Annotated in this window: 16 protein-coding genes; 4 read left to right on the top strand and 12 right to left on the bottom strand. The window is 71.5% G+C overall.

What is annotated here, in order from left to right; translation table 11 throughout:
* Positions 1-37: 37 nt before the first annotated feature.
* Together MKK55_RS24850 and MKK55_RS24845 are read right to left on the bottom strand one after the other, a co-directional pair.
* The gene (locus tag MKK55_RS24850) at positions 38-769 is read right to left on the bottom strand and encodes a Crp/Fnr family transcriptional regulator (RefSeq protein WP_243938165.1); all 732 of its coding nucleotides are present in this window, start codon (positions 767-769) and stop codon (positions 38-40) included.
* A 231-nt stretch (positions 770-1,000) separates the two neighbouring features.
* Positions 1,001-1,210 (bottom strand): hypothetical protein, encoded by a 210-nt coding sequence (locus tag MKK55_RS24845; protein ID WP_243937249.1) that lies wholly within the window; start codon positions 1,208-1,210, stop codon positions 1,001-1,003.
* 226 nt (positions 1,211-1,436) lie between these two features.
* Between MKK55_RS24845 and MKK55_RS24840 the strand changes: the two genes are divergently transcribed.
* Positions 1,437-1,586 carry a hypothetical protein gene (locus tag MKK55_RS24840; protein ID WP_187275514.1) on the top strand — a complete coding sequence of 50 codons (150 nt, stop codon included), beginning with the start codon at positions 1,437-1,439 and terminating at the stop codon, positions 1,584-1,586.
* A gap of 211 nt (positions 1,587-1,797) precedes the next feature.
* Positions 1,798-3,081: an ArgE/DapE family deacylase gene (locus MKK55_RS24835; RefSeq protein WP_243938162.1), complete on the top strand. Its 1,284-nt coding sequence runs from the start codon at positions 1,798-1,800 to the stop codon at positions 3,079-3,081.
* A gap of 10 nt (positions 3,082-3,091) precedes the next feature.
* Here MKK55_RS24835 and MKK55_RS24830 read toward each other — a convergent pair whose 3' ends face one another.
* The 4 genes from MKK55_RS24830 to MKK55_RS24815 form a co-directional block, all read right to left on the bottom strand.
* The gene (locus MKK55_RS24830; RefSeq protein ID WP_243938159.1) at positions 3,092-4,771 is read right to left on the bottom strand and encodes a methyl-accepting chemotaxis protein; all 1,680 of its coding nucleotides are present in this window, start codon (positions 4,769-4,771) and stop codon (positions 3,092-3,094) included.
* Positions 4,772-4,954: 183 nt separating this feature from the next.
* Entirely contained in the window at positions 4,955-6,016 is a 1,062-nt protein-coding gene (locus MKK55_RS24825) for an SDR family oxidoreductase (protein WP_243938157.1), read from the bottom strand.
* A 154-nt stretch (positions 6,017-6,170) separates the two neighbouring features.
* Positions 6,171-7,508: an aspartate aminotransferase family protein gene (locus MKK55_RS24820; protein WP_409566124.1), complete on the bottom strand. Its 1,338-nt coding sequence runs from the start codon at positions 7,506-7,508 to the stop codon at positions 6,171-6,173.
* Between the two features lie 181 nt (positions 7,509-7,689).
* The gene (locus MKK55_RS24815; protein WP_243938155.1) at positions 7,690-8,202 is read right to left on the bottom strand and encodes a hypothetical protein; all 513 of its coding nucleotides are present in this window, start codon (positions 8,200-8,202) and stop codon (positions 7,690-7,692) included.
* A gap of 307 nt (positions 8,203-8,509) precedes the next feature.
* Between MKK55_RS24815 and catC the strand changes: the two genes are divergently transcribed.
* A complete protein-coding gene (gene catC / locus MKK55_RS24810) occupies positions 8,510-8,785 on the top strand; it encodes a muconolactone Delta-isomerase (RefSeq protein ID WP_243938153.1) in 276 nt (91 codons plus the stop codon).
* Positions 8,786-8,833: 48 nt separating this feature from the next.
* Here the strand turns inward: catC and MKK55_RS24805 are convergent, their stop codons facing one another.
* Positions 8,834-10,063, bottom strand: a complete 1,230-nt coding sequence (locus MKK55_RS24805; RefSeq protein ID WP_409566123.1) for an ABC transporter substrate-binding protein — start codon at positions 10,061-10,063, stop codon at positions 8,834-8,836.
* A gap of 298 nt (positions 10,064-10,361) precedes the next feature.
* On the opposite strand from MKK55_RS24805, the gene MKK55_RS24800 reads away from it, so the two are divergent.
* Positions 10,362-10,670 carry a YciI family protein gene (locus MKK55_RS24800; RefSeq protein ID WP_243938151.1) on the top strand — a complete coding sequence of 103 codons (309 nt, stop codon included), beginning with the start codon at positions 10,362-10,364 and terminating at the stop codon, positions 10,668-10,670.
* A gap of 13 nt (positions 10,671-10,683) precedes the next feature.
* On the opposite strand, the gene MKK55_RS24795 is transcribed toward MKK55_RS24800, so the two are convergent.
* From MKK55_RS24795 to msrA, 5 genes are all read right to left on the bottom strand, one after another.
* Positions 10,684-11,553 carry an amidohydrolase family protein gene (locus MKK55_RS24795; RefSeq protein WP_243938149.1) on the bottom strand — a complete coding sequence of 290 codons (870 nt, stop codon included), beginning with the start codon at positions 11,551-11,553 and terminating at the stop codon, positions 10,684-10,686.
* Between the two features lie 181 nt (positions 11,554-11,734).
* Positions 11,735-13,042 (bottom strand): MFS transporter, encoded by a 1,308-nt coding sequence (locus tag MKK55_RS24790; RefSeq protein ID WP_243938147.1) that lies wholly within the window; start codon positions 13,040-13,042, stop codon positions 11,735-11,737.
* A gap of 142 nt (positions 13,043-13,184) precedes the next feature.
* Positions 13,185-13,544 (bottom strand): helix-turn-helix domain-containing protein, encoded by a 360-nt coding sequence (locus MKK55_RS24785; protein ID WP_243938145.1) that lies wholly within the window; start codon positions 13,542-13,544, stop codon positions 13,185-13,187.
* Positions 13,541-13,822 (bottom strand): DUF6516 family protein, encoded by a 282-nt coding sequence (locus MKK55_RS24780; protein ID WP_147843770.1) that lies wholly within the window; start codon positions 13,820-13,822, stop codon positions 13,541-13,543. Before MKK55_RS24780 ends, MKK55_RS24785 begins: the two co-directional genes overlap by 4 nt.
* A gap of 89 nt (positions 13,823-13,911) precedes the next feature.
* Positions 13,912-14,652: a peptide-methionine (S)-S-oxide reductase MsrA gene (msrA, locus tag MKK55_RS24775; RefSeq protein ID WP_243938224.1), complete on the bottom strand. Its 741-nt coding sequence runs from the start codon at positions 14,650-14,652 to the stop codon at positions 13,912-13,914.
* Positions 14,653-14,931: the final 279 nt, after the last annotated feature.

Here is a 14,931-nt window from a genome sequence, read left to right as displayed (position 1 = left end):
GGTGTCGGCCCGACCCGTGACGCGGTCGTGGCGCGGACTACCGCGCCTCCGGAGCGTCGCTTCCCTCGATCAGCCGGGCGTACTCGGTCTCGGCCAAGCCGTAGCCGTCCCCCGCCACATCGAGCAGACGCTCGCGGTCGATGATCTGGACGTGGCCCCGGCGCTTGCCGACGAGGCCGTCCTTCTCGAGAACCTTCATCGCCATCGTCACGCCGGGCCGTTCGACGCCCAGCATCAGCGACATGAACTCCTGCGTGACCGTGATGTCGTCGCCCTCGCCGCGATCGTGGCACATCAGCAGCCAACGGGCGAGGCGGGTCGGCGTACCGCCGCGGGCGTTCGCGAACGCGGTCTGCGCGGTCTGGATGGTTTGGGTCTGGATGTATCGGTGCAGGAGGCTCCGTAGGGCGGGGCGTCGCTCCACTTCGGCGCGCAGGTCGGGCACATCGACCGTCAAGACGTGCCCGGCCGCCTGCACGAAGTGGGTGAACGGGCTGCGGTCGTCGTCGAGCAGGACCGGGGCGGCCCCGACCAAGCCTTCGCGGCCGAGCAGCCCAATCTCGATGCGGCCGCTGGGCGCATCGGAGGTGACGGAGACAATGCCCGCCTCCACGAAGTGGACGCTCGTGATCTGCGTGTTGGCCGAGATGAGCACGCGCCGGAGCGGGATCGCCTCGGGATGCAGCGCAGGCGCCAGGGCGGCGAAGTCCTCCGGAGGCAACGCGCGCAGGAGGCGGTTGCGCAGGGCGGGCTGCTGGAGATCTGCCACGTGTGCTCTCGCGTTGCGGGCAAGAGCACACGCTGTCCCTCAATCGTCAGCGCCCTGAAACGAGCCGACCACCGAGAATACATGGTGCGCGATACATAGATCAGCAATCGCTCCGAGCCGTACCATGGACATCAATCAGGTGGAATTCCCGGATAAATCGTCATATTTTTACTTATCAAGCGTGATTTGATTCTCCATCCAAGGGAGGGGTGCCGAGCAATCCGCGTGATCTTACTGCTTCTCCGCCCGCAGCATTTCGCGGGCGAACGCGAACACCGCGTCGCGCCCTTTCGGCGATTTGATCGCCAGCCAAGTCTGGATGAGCAGCGAGGCATCCTTCGGGTAGCCGGCGTTGGACTGCTCGAAGAATGAGTCTGGGGAGCAGCCGAGCATCAGCGCGAGCTGAGCGAGCGTCTCGGAACCGCTGACTTCAGGGGCCATGTCGGTCCCCTTAGGTGTCGGCATATCCATCCTATTCCCTCGTGTATCCGTCTCTAGCTCGACAGGAATGCATCTTAGCATTGCAGAGGGGGTAGTAAAATCGTAAATAATGTACAAAAATAGAGACAGGCACAGCTCTGTAAAAATTTTACATTTTATCTTCCCGTGCAGGAAGGAAATGCTTGTGGATCACACGCCTGATCTGAATGCGGTCGCCGACGCGGTCATGGCCGCGCATGCCGTCATCGACGAGCACGGCACGCACGAGATGAAGACGATGAGTCGGACGCTCCTGTTCACGGTCGGCAAGGCGATCGCCCAGCGCAGCCGGCCTGCGCGCGAACCGCAAGATCTCCGAGGCGACGAGGTCGGGTGACCTCGGGGCGAATCGCGGCGTCGGAACGAGGCGATGTCCCGATCGCGTTCCGCATTCGATGGGGCGACGCGTGCGATCCGGCCCAGGGCTTCCGGTCGTCTCGCCGGCGACCGCTGCGCGAAGGCATGCCGCGCCGGCCTTCGCCTAGGCCGGCGCGCGCGGGCGCGGTAGGCTCGCGGCGTTCCGCCGTCGCGAGCCCTGAGGACCCCGCATGCGCCTCGATCCTGCCCTGGCCGCCCGCATCGCGGCTTCCGTCGCGGACGGGTTCGCCGACCAGGTCGCCCACACCCAGGCGCTGGTGCGGTTCGGCTCGACCCGCGGCGCCGAGCACGCGATCCAGGATTTCGTGTTCCGCGGCTTCCGCGCGCGCGGCTACGCCACCGAGCGGTTCGGCATCGACGCCGCCGCGGTCGAGGCCCATCCCGGCGGCGCCAAGGTCGCGGCCGGGCATTCCGAGGCGCCGGTGGTGGTCGGCATCCACCGGCCGCGGGACGAACGCGGGCGCTCGCTGATCCTCCAGGCCCATGTCGACGTGGTGCCCCCCGGGCCGCTCGATCTGTGGACGCACCCGCCCTTCGATCCGGTGATCGCCGGCGACTGGATGTACGGGCGCGGCGCCGCCGACATGAAGGCGGGGCACGCGGCCAACCTATTCGCCCTCGACGCCCTGCGCCGCATCGGCCTGCAGCCGGCCGCCACCGTGACGATCCAGTCGGTGGTCGAGGAGGAATCCACCGGCAACGGCGCGCTCGCGGCGCACCTGCGCGGCTACCGCGCCGACGCGGTGCTGATCCCCGAGCCGATGGACGAGGCCCTGGTGCGGGCCAACACCGGCGTGCTGTGGTTCACGGTCGAGGTGCGCGGGCGCCCGGTGCACGTGCGCGAGATGGGGGCCGGCGCCAACGCCATCGACGCGACCTACCGGGTGATCGGCGCCCTGCGCGCGGTCGAGGCGCGCTGGAACGCCGACCGGGCCGGCCGGCCGCACTTCGCCGAGGCCGAGCACCCGATCAACCTCAATATCGGCCGGATCGAGGGCGGCGACTGGATCTCCTCGGTGCCGGCCTGGTGCCGCATCGGCTGCCGGATCGCGCTCTATCCCGGCCTCCGCGCGGCCGACGCCGCCGCCGAGATCGAGGCGGCGGTCGGCGCCTTCGCCCGCACCGACCCGTTCCTGTCGGGCACGCCGCCGCGGGTGAGCTTCGACGGCTTCTTCGCCGAGGGCTACGTGCTGGAGCCGGGCTCGGACGCCGAGAACGTGCTCGCCGCCGCCCACTGCGCGGCGGTCGGGACGGCGCTCACGAGCGTCATGTCGCCCTGCTACCTCGATACCCGGGTGCACGCCCTCTACGAGCGGGTGCCGGCCTTGTGCTACGGCCCGCGGAGCGAGAACATCCACGGCTTCGACGAGCGCGTCAGCCTCGCCTCGGTCCGGCGCATCACCACGGCGATGGCGCTGTTCGTGGCCGAATGGTGCGGGACCGAGCCGGCCTGATCCCGCCCGGTCAGGCGGCGCGCACGGTGGCGAGGAAGCGCCCGACCTCGGCGGCGAGGTGCTCGGACTGGCGCGACAGCTCGGACGCCGCGCCGAGCACCTGGGTCGCGGCCGCCCCGGTCTCCTCGGCGGCGCCGGCGACGCCGGTGATGTTGCTGGTCACCTCGGCCGTGCCCATCGCCGCCTGGCCGACGTTGCGCACGATCTCCTGGGTCGCCGCGCCCTGCTCCTCGACCGCCGCCGCGATCGCGGTGGCCACCGCGTTGATCTCGCGGATGCGCCCGGTCATCCCGCCGATCGAGGCGACCGCCTGACCGGTCGAGGCCTGGATCTGCGCGATCTGGCCCGAGATCTCGCTCGTCGCCTTGGCGGTCTGCTCGGCCAGGGCCTTCACCTCGGAGGCGACCACGGCAAAACCCTTGCCGGCCGCGCCGGCGCGGGCCGCCTCGATGGTGGCGTTCAGGGCCAGCAGGTTGGTCTGGCCGGCGATGTCCGAGATCAGCCCGACCACGGCGCCGATCCGCGACACCGCCGCGCTCAGCTCCTGCACCCGGGCGCCGGTCTGGTCGGCCTCGCGCACGGCCAGATGCGCGAGCTCGGCCGAGCCGCCGACCTGCCGGCCGATCTCGGCCACCGAGGAGCCGAGCTCCTCGGCGGCCGCCGCCACCGTGTTGACGTTGGTGCCGGCCTCCTCGGCCGCGGCCGCGACCGTGGTGGACTGGCCGGCCGTCTCGGTCGCCGTCGCGGTCAGGGTCTGGGCGGTGGCCTGCAGCTCGGTCGCCGAGGACGACACCATGCCGATGATCCCGCCGACCGCCGCCTCGAAGTCGTCGGCCATCTGGCGCATGCCGGCCTTGCGCTGCGCCTCGGCCGCCAGCCGCGCCTGCGCCGTGTCGGCCTCGAGCTTGCGGGTGCGGATCTGGTTGTCCTTGAACACCTGCACCGCCGCCGCCATGGCGCCGATCTCGCTGCGCTCGCCGGTATGCGGCACGGCGATCGCGGTGTCGCCCGTCGCCACCGTGTCCATCACCCGGGCCATCCGCTGCACCGGCACGGAGATCGTGAACACCGACATCCATCCGACCGCCAACGCCGTCGCCGCGACGAGGCCGAGGCCGACGGCGATGGCGAAGCGCGCCTGCTCGCCGAGCGCCGTGGCGCTCTCGGCGCTCGCCCGGCCGGCGGCGTCGTTGAAGGCGAGGTCGGCCTTCAGCGCGGCGCGCGCGGCGTTGAGCGCGGGGAGCATGCCGTCGAGGAGGTGCGCGCTCGCGCCCTTCGCGTCGCCCGCCTGCAGCCGCCGCAGGAATTCCTCGCCCATCGCCGAGTAGGCCGGCACGGTTGCCTTCACCGCCTCCCACAGCGCCTCCTCGCCGGGGCTGACGAAGCCGGCATAGTCCTTCAGGTCCGCGTCCAGCTCGGCCATGCTGGCGCGCAGCCGCGGCAGCGATTGCGGCCGCCGCTCGTCGCTGGAGACGAGGTAGGCGAGCTGCCGGCTGCGCAGCGCCTCGAAGTTGGTGGCGAGCCGCCCGAGGATGCGGGTGGACGGCAGCGCATTGCCCGCGAGCGCGTCGGTCACGGTGCTGAGGGCGTGCAGGCGCGCATAGCAGAAGCCGCCGAGCCCGGCCGTCAGCAGGAACAGCACCAGCACCGCGCCGACCAGGCGCGCACGGATCGAGAAATGGGCCAGCATCGCGGAATCCTTCGTCGCAAGGCTCCGTGATTGTCGATCCCGGTTAAGATCACCCTATAAGGACCGGACGGTCCTCGGATGCGCAAGATTTCCCCTTGGCGCGACCTTGCCGGTCTACGCCGCCGGGGCGAGGCATCGGCCGGCTCGATGCGGGATCGCGCCGGCCGTCCCGTCAGGCGCGGCTCACGGGATCAGCCGGTCGGCCCGCAGGCGGGCGAACAGGTCGAAGAATGCGTCGTCGGTCGGCTGGTAGGCGAGGAACCCGAGCCGACGGCTCTTGCTCATGTCGGTGACCACCTCGATCGGCCGGCCGAGGTCGGCGTCGGTGTGCCAGGGCGAGGCGAGCTTGGCGAGGTCGGGCTCGGCGAGGCCGTGGCGCGAAGCGATCTCGGCCCAGACCGGGCCGTCCTCGGCCATCTGCGCCTCGAGCGGCCGCACCGTGCCGTCGAACGGCTCGGGCGTCAGCCCGAACCAGGCCGCGATCCGGCCCCACATCCAGCTCCAGCGGAAGACGTCGCCGTCGACGACGTTGAAGTCCTGGTTGGCCGCGTCGGCGCTGGTCGAGGCCCAGAGCAGGTGGCGGGCGAGCAGCCGCGCGTCGGTCATGTCGGTCAGCCCGCTCCACTGCATGCCGGAGCCTGGGAAGCGGAACGGCCGGCCGGTCTCGCGGCACAGGGTGGCGTAGGCGGCCAGCGTCGTGCCCATGTTCATGGCGTTGCCGACCGCCTTGCCGATGATCGTGTGCGGGCGGTGGACGCTCCAACGGAAGCCGTCGCGGGCGGCGGCCGAGAATACCGCATCCTCCTGGGCGTAGTAGAAGTTCTCGACGTCGAGCCGGCCCTGGTCCTCGCGGAACGGGGTCTGCGGCACCGAGCCCTTCCCGTAGGCCTCGAACGGGCCGAGATAGTGCTTCAGGCCGGTGACCAGGGCGACGTGCCGGAGCGAGGCAGCCGGCCGCAGCGCGTCGAGCAGGTTCTCCACCATCGCGCCGTTGACGCGGATCATCTCGGCCTCGGTGTCGCGGCGCATCCAGGTCGCGAGCACCACGTGGCTCGGCTTGAGGCCCGCAAGCGCCCGCCGGAGGGAGGCCGGATCCTGCAGGTCGGCGGCGACGGGCACGACGCCGTCCTGCGCCACGGGCTTGCGCGCCAGCCCCGCCACCGCCCAGCCCTCGGCGGAGAACCGCTCGGCGGCCGCGCTCCCGACGATGCCGCTGGCGCCCACGATCAGAACCGAACCCGTCATGCATGACCCTCGCTGCCGAAGGCGCGCGGCCTTCGTATGCGGGTTCAACCAGCGGGCGTGCGTTGCGTTGCAGCGAAGACGCCTCTTCCCTTCCCCCTCTGCGGGGGAGGGGAGGTGCCCGCATCGCCCGGATTGCGGAACCGGGCCCCCGGCCTCACGCCACCCGGTCGATCGCGTCGCCCAGCACCTGCGCGATCTCGCCGATCTGGCCGTGCTCCAGGATCAGCGGCGGCGAGAGCGCGACGATGTCGCCGGTGACGCGGATCAGCAGGCCGCGCGCGAAGCAGTCAACGAACACGTCGTAGGCCCGCTTGCCGGGTTCGCCGGGGCGCGGTTCCAACTCGATCCCGGCGATCAGGCCGATGGTGCGGATGTCGACGACGCGGGCGCGCCCGCGCAGGTCGTGCATCGCCGCGGCCCAGTCGTCGGCGAGGTCCGCCGCCCGGGTGAGCAGGCCCTCGTCGCGGTAGATGTCGAGGGTCGCCAGCCCGGCCGCGCAGGCGACCGGGTGCCCGGAATAGGTGTAGCCGTGGAACAGCTCGATGCCGTCCGGGCCGTTCATCAGCGCGTCGTGGACGTGGCGGCCGGCGAAGACCGCGCCCATCGGGATGGTGCCGTTGGTCAGCCCCTTGGCGGTGCAGACGAGGTCGGGCGTCACCCCGAAGAAGTCGGCGGCGAAGGGCGCGCCCAGCCGCCCGAAGCCGGAGATCACCTCGTCGAAGATCAGCAGGATGCCGTGCGCGTCGCAGATCGCGCGCAGGCGCTCGAGGTAGCCCTTCGGCGGCACCAGCACGCCGGTCGAGCCCGCCACCGGCTCGACGATGCAGGCGGCGATGGTCTCGGCGCCGTGCAGCGCCACGAGGCGCTCGAGGTCGTCGGCGAGCTCGGCCCCGTGCTCGGGCAGGCCCTTGGTGAAGGCGTTGCGGGCCGGGTCGTGGGTGTGGCGCAGGTGGTCGGTGCCCGGCAGCGTCGGGAAGGCCCGGCGGTTCGAGACGATGCCGCCGACCGAGATGCCGCCGAAGCCGACGCCGTGATAGCCGCGCTCGCGCCCGATCAGCCGGGTGCGGGTGCCCTGGCCGACCGCCCGCTGGTAGGCGAGCGCGATCTTGAGCGCGGTGTCGACCGATTCCGAGCCCGAGCCGGTGAAGAACACCCGGTCGAGCGCGGCGCCGGCCGGCCCAGGCGCGATCTCGGCCAGGCGCTCGGCGAATTCGAACGCGATCGGGTGGCCCATCTGGAAGGTCGGGGCGAAGTCCATCGTCGCGAGCTGGCGCTCGACCGCGCTCGCGATCCCGCGGCGGCCGTGCCCGGCGTTGCAGCACCACAGGCCCGCCGTCCCGTCGAGCACCTGGCGGCCGTCGTCGGTGGTGTAGTGCATCCCGTCGGCGGCCACGAACATCCGCGGCGCCGCCTTGAACTGGCGGTTGGCCGTGAACGGCATCCAGAACGCCTCCAGCGAGGGCGCGTTCTTCCGTGCGTTCAGGTCGGACATGAGGGCTCCTCGGCTCGCGATCGTGCCGGCAGGGGACCCGGTTTCGCGCGCCGCAACAACCCCCTTTCGCGCAAGCCGGGCGCCTCCGGCATGTGCCCGGCAACGGCCGCCCGGCGTGGGCGGCGGTCGAGGGCGCCGTGATCGTACCGGCTTCCGCGCCTTCGGGTGGGCGTGGTCTGCGTCAGACGCGGCGCCATCCCGGCTGGCTCGGATCGACGAGGCGATAGTTGACCGGAGCTTGGCCGCAGATCGCGATCACCGCCGGTTCCGTCCCGGGGCGGATCACGCCGTCGTAGTGCGGCGTGCCCGCGACCCGACGCACGAAGCTACCGGCCGGAACGGGAACGCAGGAGGCGGGATCGAAGTCGGGGCCGCTGTTGCACCACCAGATGCCGGACACCACCATGCAGAACCGGTCGGTCGTGTAGGTGTGCGGAGCGCTCATGTAGCCGGGCCACCACCGCACGAGCGTGTAGTAGAAGCCGGTTCCGTTGCTGTCGCCGGTGAGGGCGCAGCGGTCCGAGCAATGGTCGGGATAGGTCGGCGTCGGGGTCCAGACCAGCTGGTTCGGCAAGCGGATGATGGTCTGTTCCGGGTCGAGCGGTGAGGCGGCGGCCTGGCCGAACGCGAGGGGCAGAGCACCGAGCAGCGAGGCCGTCAGCACGTCGCGCCGGTTCGAGGTGGGAGCAGTCATGGGCGTCTTCCTCGCGGGTGATGGTGGCTGGGCGTCTCGATGGCGCCCATGTCCGCGGTCTTCATTCCATCGATTCGCGGCGCCGCAAAGCCGCGCCGGACGCTGGCGACAGCTCCGGCACGGCACGGGGCGCGGCCATCGCCGGGACTTGTGCGAAGGAAACCCGACGCAGGCTCCGATGCGAGGGACGCCGGCTCCACGGATGAGAATTCGACGGTGGCGAGACTCGCAGCGATCCTGGCCGGCACTGCATTCGGCGCTCGCGGCGGAAGGCCGCGTTCCCGAACAGGACATCGAGGAGGAAGCGATGCTGTATCACGTCAGGATGGACGTCCATCCGCCCACGCAGCTGCCGCCGGCCGAGTTCGACCGGTTGAAGGCCGAGGAGAAGGCGCAGGCGCGGGCGCTCCAGGAATCGGGCCGGTGGGTGCACCTCTGGCGCATCGCCGGGCAGTACGCCAACATCAGCGTGTTCGACGTGGCCGACCACGACGAGCTGCACGCGATCCTCTCCGGCCTGCCGCTGTACCCGTTCATGAGCGTGACGGTGACGCCGCTGGCCCGGCACCCGTCGGCCTTGTGAGCGGGGAGCCCCTTCCCTCTCCCCTCTGCGGGAGAGGGAAGGCTGGGGTCATGGGTTCGTCACCAGCCTGCAGGTGCTCTGCGCCAGCGGCTGGAAGGCCTCGTCGCCGGGGATGGTCTTGAGGATCGTGTAGAAGTCCCACGGGCCCTTCGACTCGGCCGGGGTCTTCACCCGCGCCAGGTACATGTCGTGGACCATGCGGCCGTCGGGGCGCAGCTTGGCGTTGCGCGCGAAGGCGTCCTCGATCGGCAGCGCACGCATCTTGGCCATCACCGCGAGGCCGTCGTCGGTGCCCGCCGCCTCGGCCGCCTTGAGGTAGTGCAGCACCGCCGAGTAGTCGCCGGCCTGGACCATGGTCGGCATCCGCCCGCCCATGCGTTCGCCGAAGCGCTTCGCGAAGGCGCGGGTGCGGTCGTCGAGGTCCCAGTAGAAGCCCGTCGTCAGGATCATGCCCTGTGCCGCCTTCAGGCCGACCGAGTTGACGTCGGTGAGGAAGATGTTGAGGCCGCCGAGCGACTGGCCGCCCTCGGCGATGCCGAACTCGGCGGCCTGCTTGATGGTGTTGATCGTGTCGGCGCCGGCATTGGCCATGCCGATGATCCGGGCGCCCGAGGCCTGCGCCTGGATCAGGTAGGACGAGAAGTCGGCGTTCGGGAACGGGTGCTTGACCGAGCCGAGCACCGTGCCGCCCTTGGCCCGCACCACGCGGGTGACCTGGGCCTCGAGGTCCTGCCCGAAGGTGTAGTCGGCGGTGATGAAGAACCAGGTGTTCTTCGGGTCGTCGGCCAGCGCCGCGGCGGTGCCGGCGGCGAGCGCGTGGGTGTCCCAGGACCAGTGGGCGCCGGTGGCCGAGCAGGCGGCGTTGGTCAGCGCCATCGAGCCGGCGCCGGAATTGATGTCGACCTTGCCCTTGGCGCGGGCGACCTCGCGCACGGCGAGCCCCGCCACCGACGAGTTCGTGTCGAAGATCGCGTCCACCCCCTCCGTGTCGAACCAGCGGCGGGCGATGGTCGAGGCGATGTCGGCCTTGTTCTGGTGGTCGGCGAAGATCAGCTCGACCTTGCGGCCGCCGATCGCCCTGCCGAAATCCTCGATCGCGAGCTGCGCCGCCGTCACCGAGCCCTTGCCGGCGAGGTCCGAGTAGCCGCCGGACATGTCGGTCAGCACGCCGATCCTGATGCCGCCGTCGGCGTATTGGGCGGAGGCCGGCGTGGCCGCGAGCAGCACGGCCGTGGACAGCGCTGCAGCGAGCGCGGATGCGGGAATGGTCCTTGCCACGATCGTCCTCCCGGGGGCTTGTGGTCGCGAACCCGATCCGCGTGCCCGCCCGCGGATTCGGCGATCCGGCCTCGCCCGGTTGGCGGTTTTTCCCCGCGTCCGGAGGCAGGCCGGCGCCGTGCGCGAGGCCTCGCGCGCGGCCGGCTTCACCTATAGAGGCGTCCCGGTGCGCGATCGCGCCCGGCCGGGGCGAACCGGTGAGAACCGCCCGCGGGTGTCAGGAAGCCCGGGCGCGCCATCGCCTGTGCCGCGCTACACAAATGATCGCCGCCATCCGCAGCCCGCCCCCGGAGCCGCCATGCCGTTCATCATCGAGACCTTCGACAAGCCCGGCCACGAGCACCTGCGCCGCGGGGCGAGGGCCGAGCACCTCGCCTTCCTGGAGGCCCAGGCCGCGCGGCTGCTCGCCTGCGGCGCGAAACTGTCCGACGACGGGTCGGATGCGGGCGGCGGCCTCTACCTCGTCGACGTGGAGACGCGGGCGGAGGCCGAGCGCTTCATCGCCGAGGACCCGTTCGCGAAGGCCGGCCTGTTCGAGCGGGTCGCGATCCAGCGCTGGCGCAAGGCCTATCTCGACGGTCGGAGCTACCTGAAGCCCCAGGCCTAGCCGAAGCCCAGGCCTAGCCGAAGCCGTAGAGCGCGCGCGGGTTCTCGACGAAGAGCCTTCGGCGCCTGGCCTCGTCCGGCACCCAGTCGGCGATCAGGTCGAGGAGCGTCGCGAGCTTCGGCGGCCCGTCCCTGGCGGCGACGTGCGGCCAGTCGGAGCCCCATAGGCAGCGCTCGGGTGCGGCGTCGTTCAGCGCCCGGGCGAAGGGGATGGTGTCGGCGAAGGGCGCGCCCGCCACCGAGGTGCGGAACGCGCCCGAGAGCTTCACCCAGGCGCCGTCGCGCACCAGCGCCACGAGGGTGGAAAAGCCCGGGTCCGAAAGGCCCGCCGCGGTCGGCATGTGGCCCATGTGGTCGACGACGAAGGGCACCGGCAGCCGCGAGAGGCGCTGGGCCAGCGGCGGCAGGCTGCGGGCGTCGATCAGGAATTGCAGGTGCCAGCCCATCTCGCGGGCGAGCGCGCCGTAGGCCTCGACCGCCGCGAAATCGATGCCGCCGCCGTAGAGCACGTTGAGGCGCAGGCCGACGATGCCGGCGTCCTTCATCGCGCGGAGGTCGCGCTCGGGCAGCCCGAGGGGGATCACGGCGATGCCGCGCAGGCGCTCGGCGTTCGCGGCCAGCGTCTCCAGCAGCAGCCGGTTGTCGGTGCCGTGGACGCTGACCTGGACCAGCACGCCGTGGGCCATGCCGGTGGCGTCGAGCATCGCCAGGTAGGCCTGCGCCGGCGCCGCCGGCGGGGTGTAGCTGCGATTCTCCACGAACGGATGGGCCGGCGGCCGGCCGATCACGTGGGCATGGCTGTCGACCGCCCCCGCCGGCACCGCGTAGCGCGTCGGGCCGGCGGGATGCGGATCGGGGGCGGGGCAATCGCGGATCGGGGTCATGGCGTCCTCTCCTCCGAACTCGACGCAGTCTTTCCCTCCCCCCTGAGCGGGGGAGGGTGGCTCGCGCAGCGGGTCGGGAGAGGGGAGCGCGTTGTCCGGAGAGGTCGCTCCCCTCTCCCGACCCTCGCTGACGCGAGGCCCACCCTCCCCCGCTTAAGGGGGGAGGGACAAACCCGTCCCCCTACCCGTCGGCGTGCAGCACCTTCCCCCGCGTCTCCGGCAGGGCGAAGGCGGCGAGAAAGAACACGCCGTAGGCGCCCGCGGCGAAGACCGCGATCGCCGAGGCGAGGCCGATCGATTTCGAGAGCTCGCCCACCAGGAACGGGAACAGCGCGCCGAGGCCCCGCCCGAAATTGTAGCAGAAGCCCTGGCCCGAGCCGCGCAGCCGCGTCGGGTAGAGCTCGGTGAGGAAGGCGCCCATCCCCGAGAAGTAGCCCGAGGCGAAGAAGCCGAGCGGGAAGCCCAGCACCCACAGCACCGCGTTCGAGAGCGGCAGCTGGGTGTAGGCGACGATGACCAGGATCGCGCCGATCGAGAAGATCAGGAACAGCGGGCGCCGCCCGAGCCGGTCGGCGAGCCAGGCGCCGACGAGGTAGCCGGCAAACGAGCCCACGATCAGCGCCGAGAGGTAGCCGGTGGAGGAGACGATCGACAGGCCGCGCTCGGTGGTGAGGTAGCGCGGCAGCCAGGTGGTGATGGCGTAGTAGCCGCCCTGGCAGCCGGCGGCGGCGAGCGAGGCCAGGATCGTGGTGCGCAGCAGCGGGCCGGCGAAGATCTCCCAGAGCTTGGGCTCCTCGCCGGCCGCGCGCGCCCTGGCGCGGGTCTCGGCGGCGACCTTCGGCTCCGCGACGTAGCGGCGGAGGTAGAACACCAGCAGCGCCGGCAGCGCGCCGATCGCGAACATCCAGCGCCACGCGCTCTCGGGCGGGAGATAGGAGAACAGCACCGCCTGCGACAGCACCGCCATCCCCCAGCCGATCGCCCAGCCGGACTGCACCGAGCCGACGGCCCGGCCGCGATACTGCGCCCGGATGGTCTCGCCCATCAGCACCGCGCCGGCCGCCCACTCGCCGCCGAAGCCGAGGCCGAGCAGCGCGCGGGCGACGAGCAGCTGCTCGAAGTTCTGCACGAAGGCGCAGACCAGCGAGAAGACCGAGAACCAGAGGATGGTGATCTGCAGCGTCAGCACGCGGCCGATGCGGTCGGCGACGAAGCCGGCGAGCCACCCGCCGAGCGCGGAGGCCAGCAGCGTGACGGTGGCGGCGAGGCCGGCCGTGCCCGGATCGACCCTCCACAGGCTGATGATCGTGCCGATCACCAGCGGGTAGATCATGAAGTCCATGCCGTCGAGCGCCCAGCCGGCGGCGCAGGCCCAGAAGGTGCGCCGCTCGGGGGTGGTCATGCTCCGGTAGAACGCCCCGAGGCTGGCATCCTCGATCGGCACGACGTCGAGGGGGTTTGGGGCTCCGGGTCCCGACGTCACAGCCATGATCCGGTCCCCTTTCGCCGACCCGGCGATCCTGGCGCGGATCGGAGCGGCAGGACAAGGGCGCCGGCGGCACGGGAGGGGGGAAGGGCGCAGGATTGTCGCGGTGCGCGGGGGCGGCCCTCAGGGACCGGCTCGCCCGCGCTCAGGCGGCGGCGCCGACGTCGAACTCGAAATGGATCCGGTCGTAGGGGAAGGTCACGCCCGCGTCCGACCGGTCGACGACGCCGGCCTCCGCCAGCGTCACCACGTCCCGATGCACCGCCTGGACGTCGCGACCGACCCGCCGGGCGACTTCGCGGATGGCGAGCGGTCCCTGGCCCGCCATCGCCTTGACGATCGCCAGGCGCGACGGCGCGAGGACGCGATGCAACGCATCGTAGCTGGCAAAGTAGATCGTCGGCGCAGCGGCTGCGGCGTGCCCGGCCATGGCATCGGCGGCCGCCTCGAGGAAGCGGGTCCTCGCATCCGCCACGGATCCGATGCCGACCGTCAGAATGCTCATCCCAGGATCCTTCTCATGTCGGCCTCGAAGGCGTCGAAGAGGGCTTCCAGGCTCGTGAAGGCGAACCGGTCCTCCCGCGATCCGATAGGGCGGTGATCGCCCTTGCCGCGCTCGTTGTCGTAGCGAAGCACGCACGCGCCGTTCACGACGAGGGCGAGCCGGTACTTGAAGGCATGCAGGCTGCCCGGGACCGGGGCTGGGACATGCCAGAGCGTCACCTCGAAGAAGGCGGTGTCGCTGAGGACGGTGCGGGATTTCTCGATCAGCACCGCCGTCATGGTGCCATCCCTAGCGGCCCGGCACGGGTGTTGTCAATGATGACAACACCCGTGCCGGGCCGGTGGCCGATTCGGCCCGTGAGACGTCCTCAGGCCGGCGGGCGGCCGCCGACCAGCACCGGCTCCGGCGCGGTGCGCTCGGGGAACAGCGCCTGCAGGTCGCGCAGCTTCGGCGCGTCGTTGGCGGCGATGTAGGGGTGGTTCGGGTGGCTCGCCATGAAGTCCTGGTGGTAGCCTTCCGCCGGGTAGAAGGTCGCGCCCGGCTCGATCCGCGTGGCGATCGGCTTCGCGTAGGCGTGCGCGGCGTCGAGCTGGGCGATGTAGGCCTCGGCGACCCGCGCCTGCTCCGCGTCGGCGGGGAAGATCGCCGAGCGGTATTGCGGGCCGGAATCCGGGCCCTGGCGGTTCACCTGCGTCGGGTCGAGCGCCACCGAGAAGAAGATCCGCAGCAGCTCGTCGTAGCGGATCACCTTGGGATCGTAGGTGATGCGCACCGCCTCGGCATGGCCGGTGCCACCGGTGCTGACCGCGCTGTAGCGTGCATCCGACGCGTCGCCGCCGGCATAGCCCGACACGGCCCGGCGGACGCCACGCACGTGCTGGAACACCCCCTGCACGCCCCAGAAGCAGCCGCCGGCGAGCGTCGCGGTGCCCAGGCCGGTCTCCTTCGCGGTCTCCCGGGCGGTCACGGCGGCCTCCGGCAGGCGCCGGCCGGGCTCCTCCGCATGGGCGAGGCCGCGCAGCGAGACCGCACCGGCCATCAGGGCGAGGCCCGCGACCGTCGCGAGCGCGACCCCGCGCAGGCCGGACGCTTTGGGTGTCAGGGACATGTTCGTGGACATGGCGGTCTCCGAGCGAGGGGGCGCGGCGCGCGCGGGGCGGGGGCCGATCCTCATGTACGCGCAGCCGAGGCCATCGGTTACGCGGCATCGTGGGCACCGGAGCGCACTGGGTGCGTCGCGGCGCCCAGCTCAGGCGGCCGGCGCGTCGGCGAGCCCACGGAGGCGACGCGAGCCCGTGTCCGGTCGGTTCGGCGGAGGGTTGCCGCCCGGCAGTCCGTGCTGGTCCTTCAGGCGATCAGAAGATATATCACAAACCGAGATAACGTA

It is taken from the genome of Methylobacterium sp. J-059, from assembly GCF_022829485.1.
Taxonomy (GTDB): domain Bacteria; phylum Pseudomonadota; class Alphaproteobacteria; order Rhizobiales; family Beijerinckiaceae; genus Methylobacterium.
This window is presented reverse-complemented; position numbering and strand designations above follow the sequence as displayed.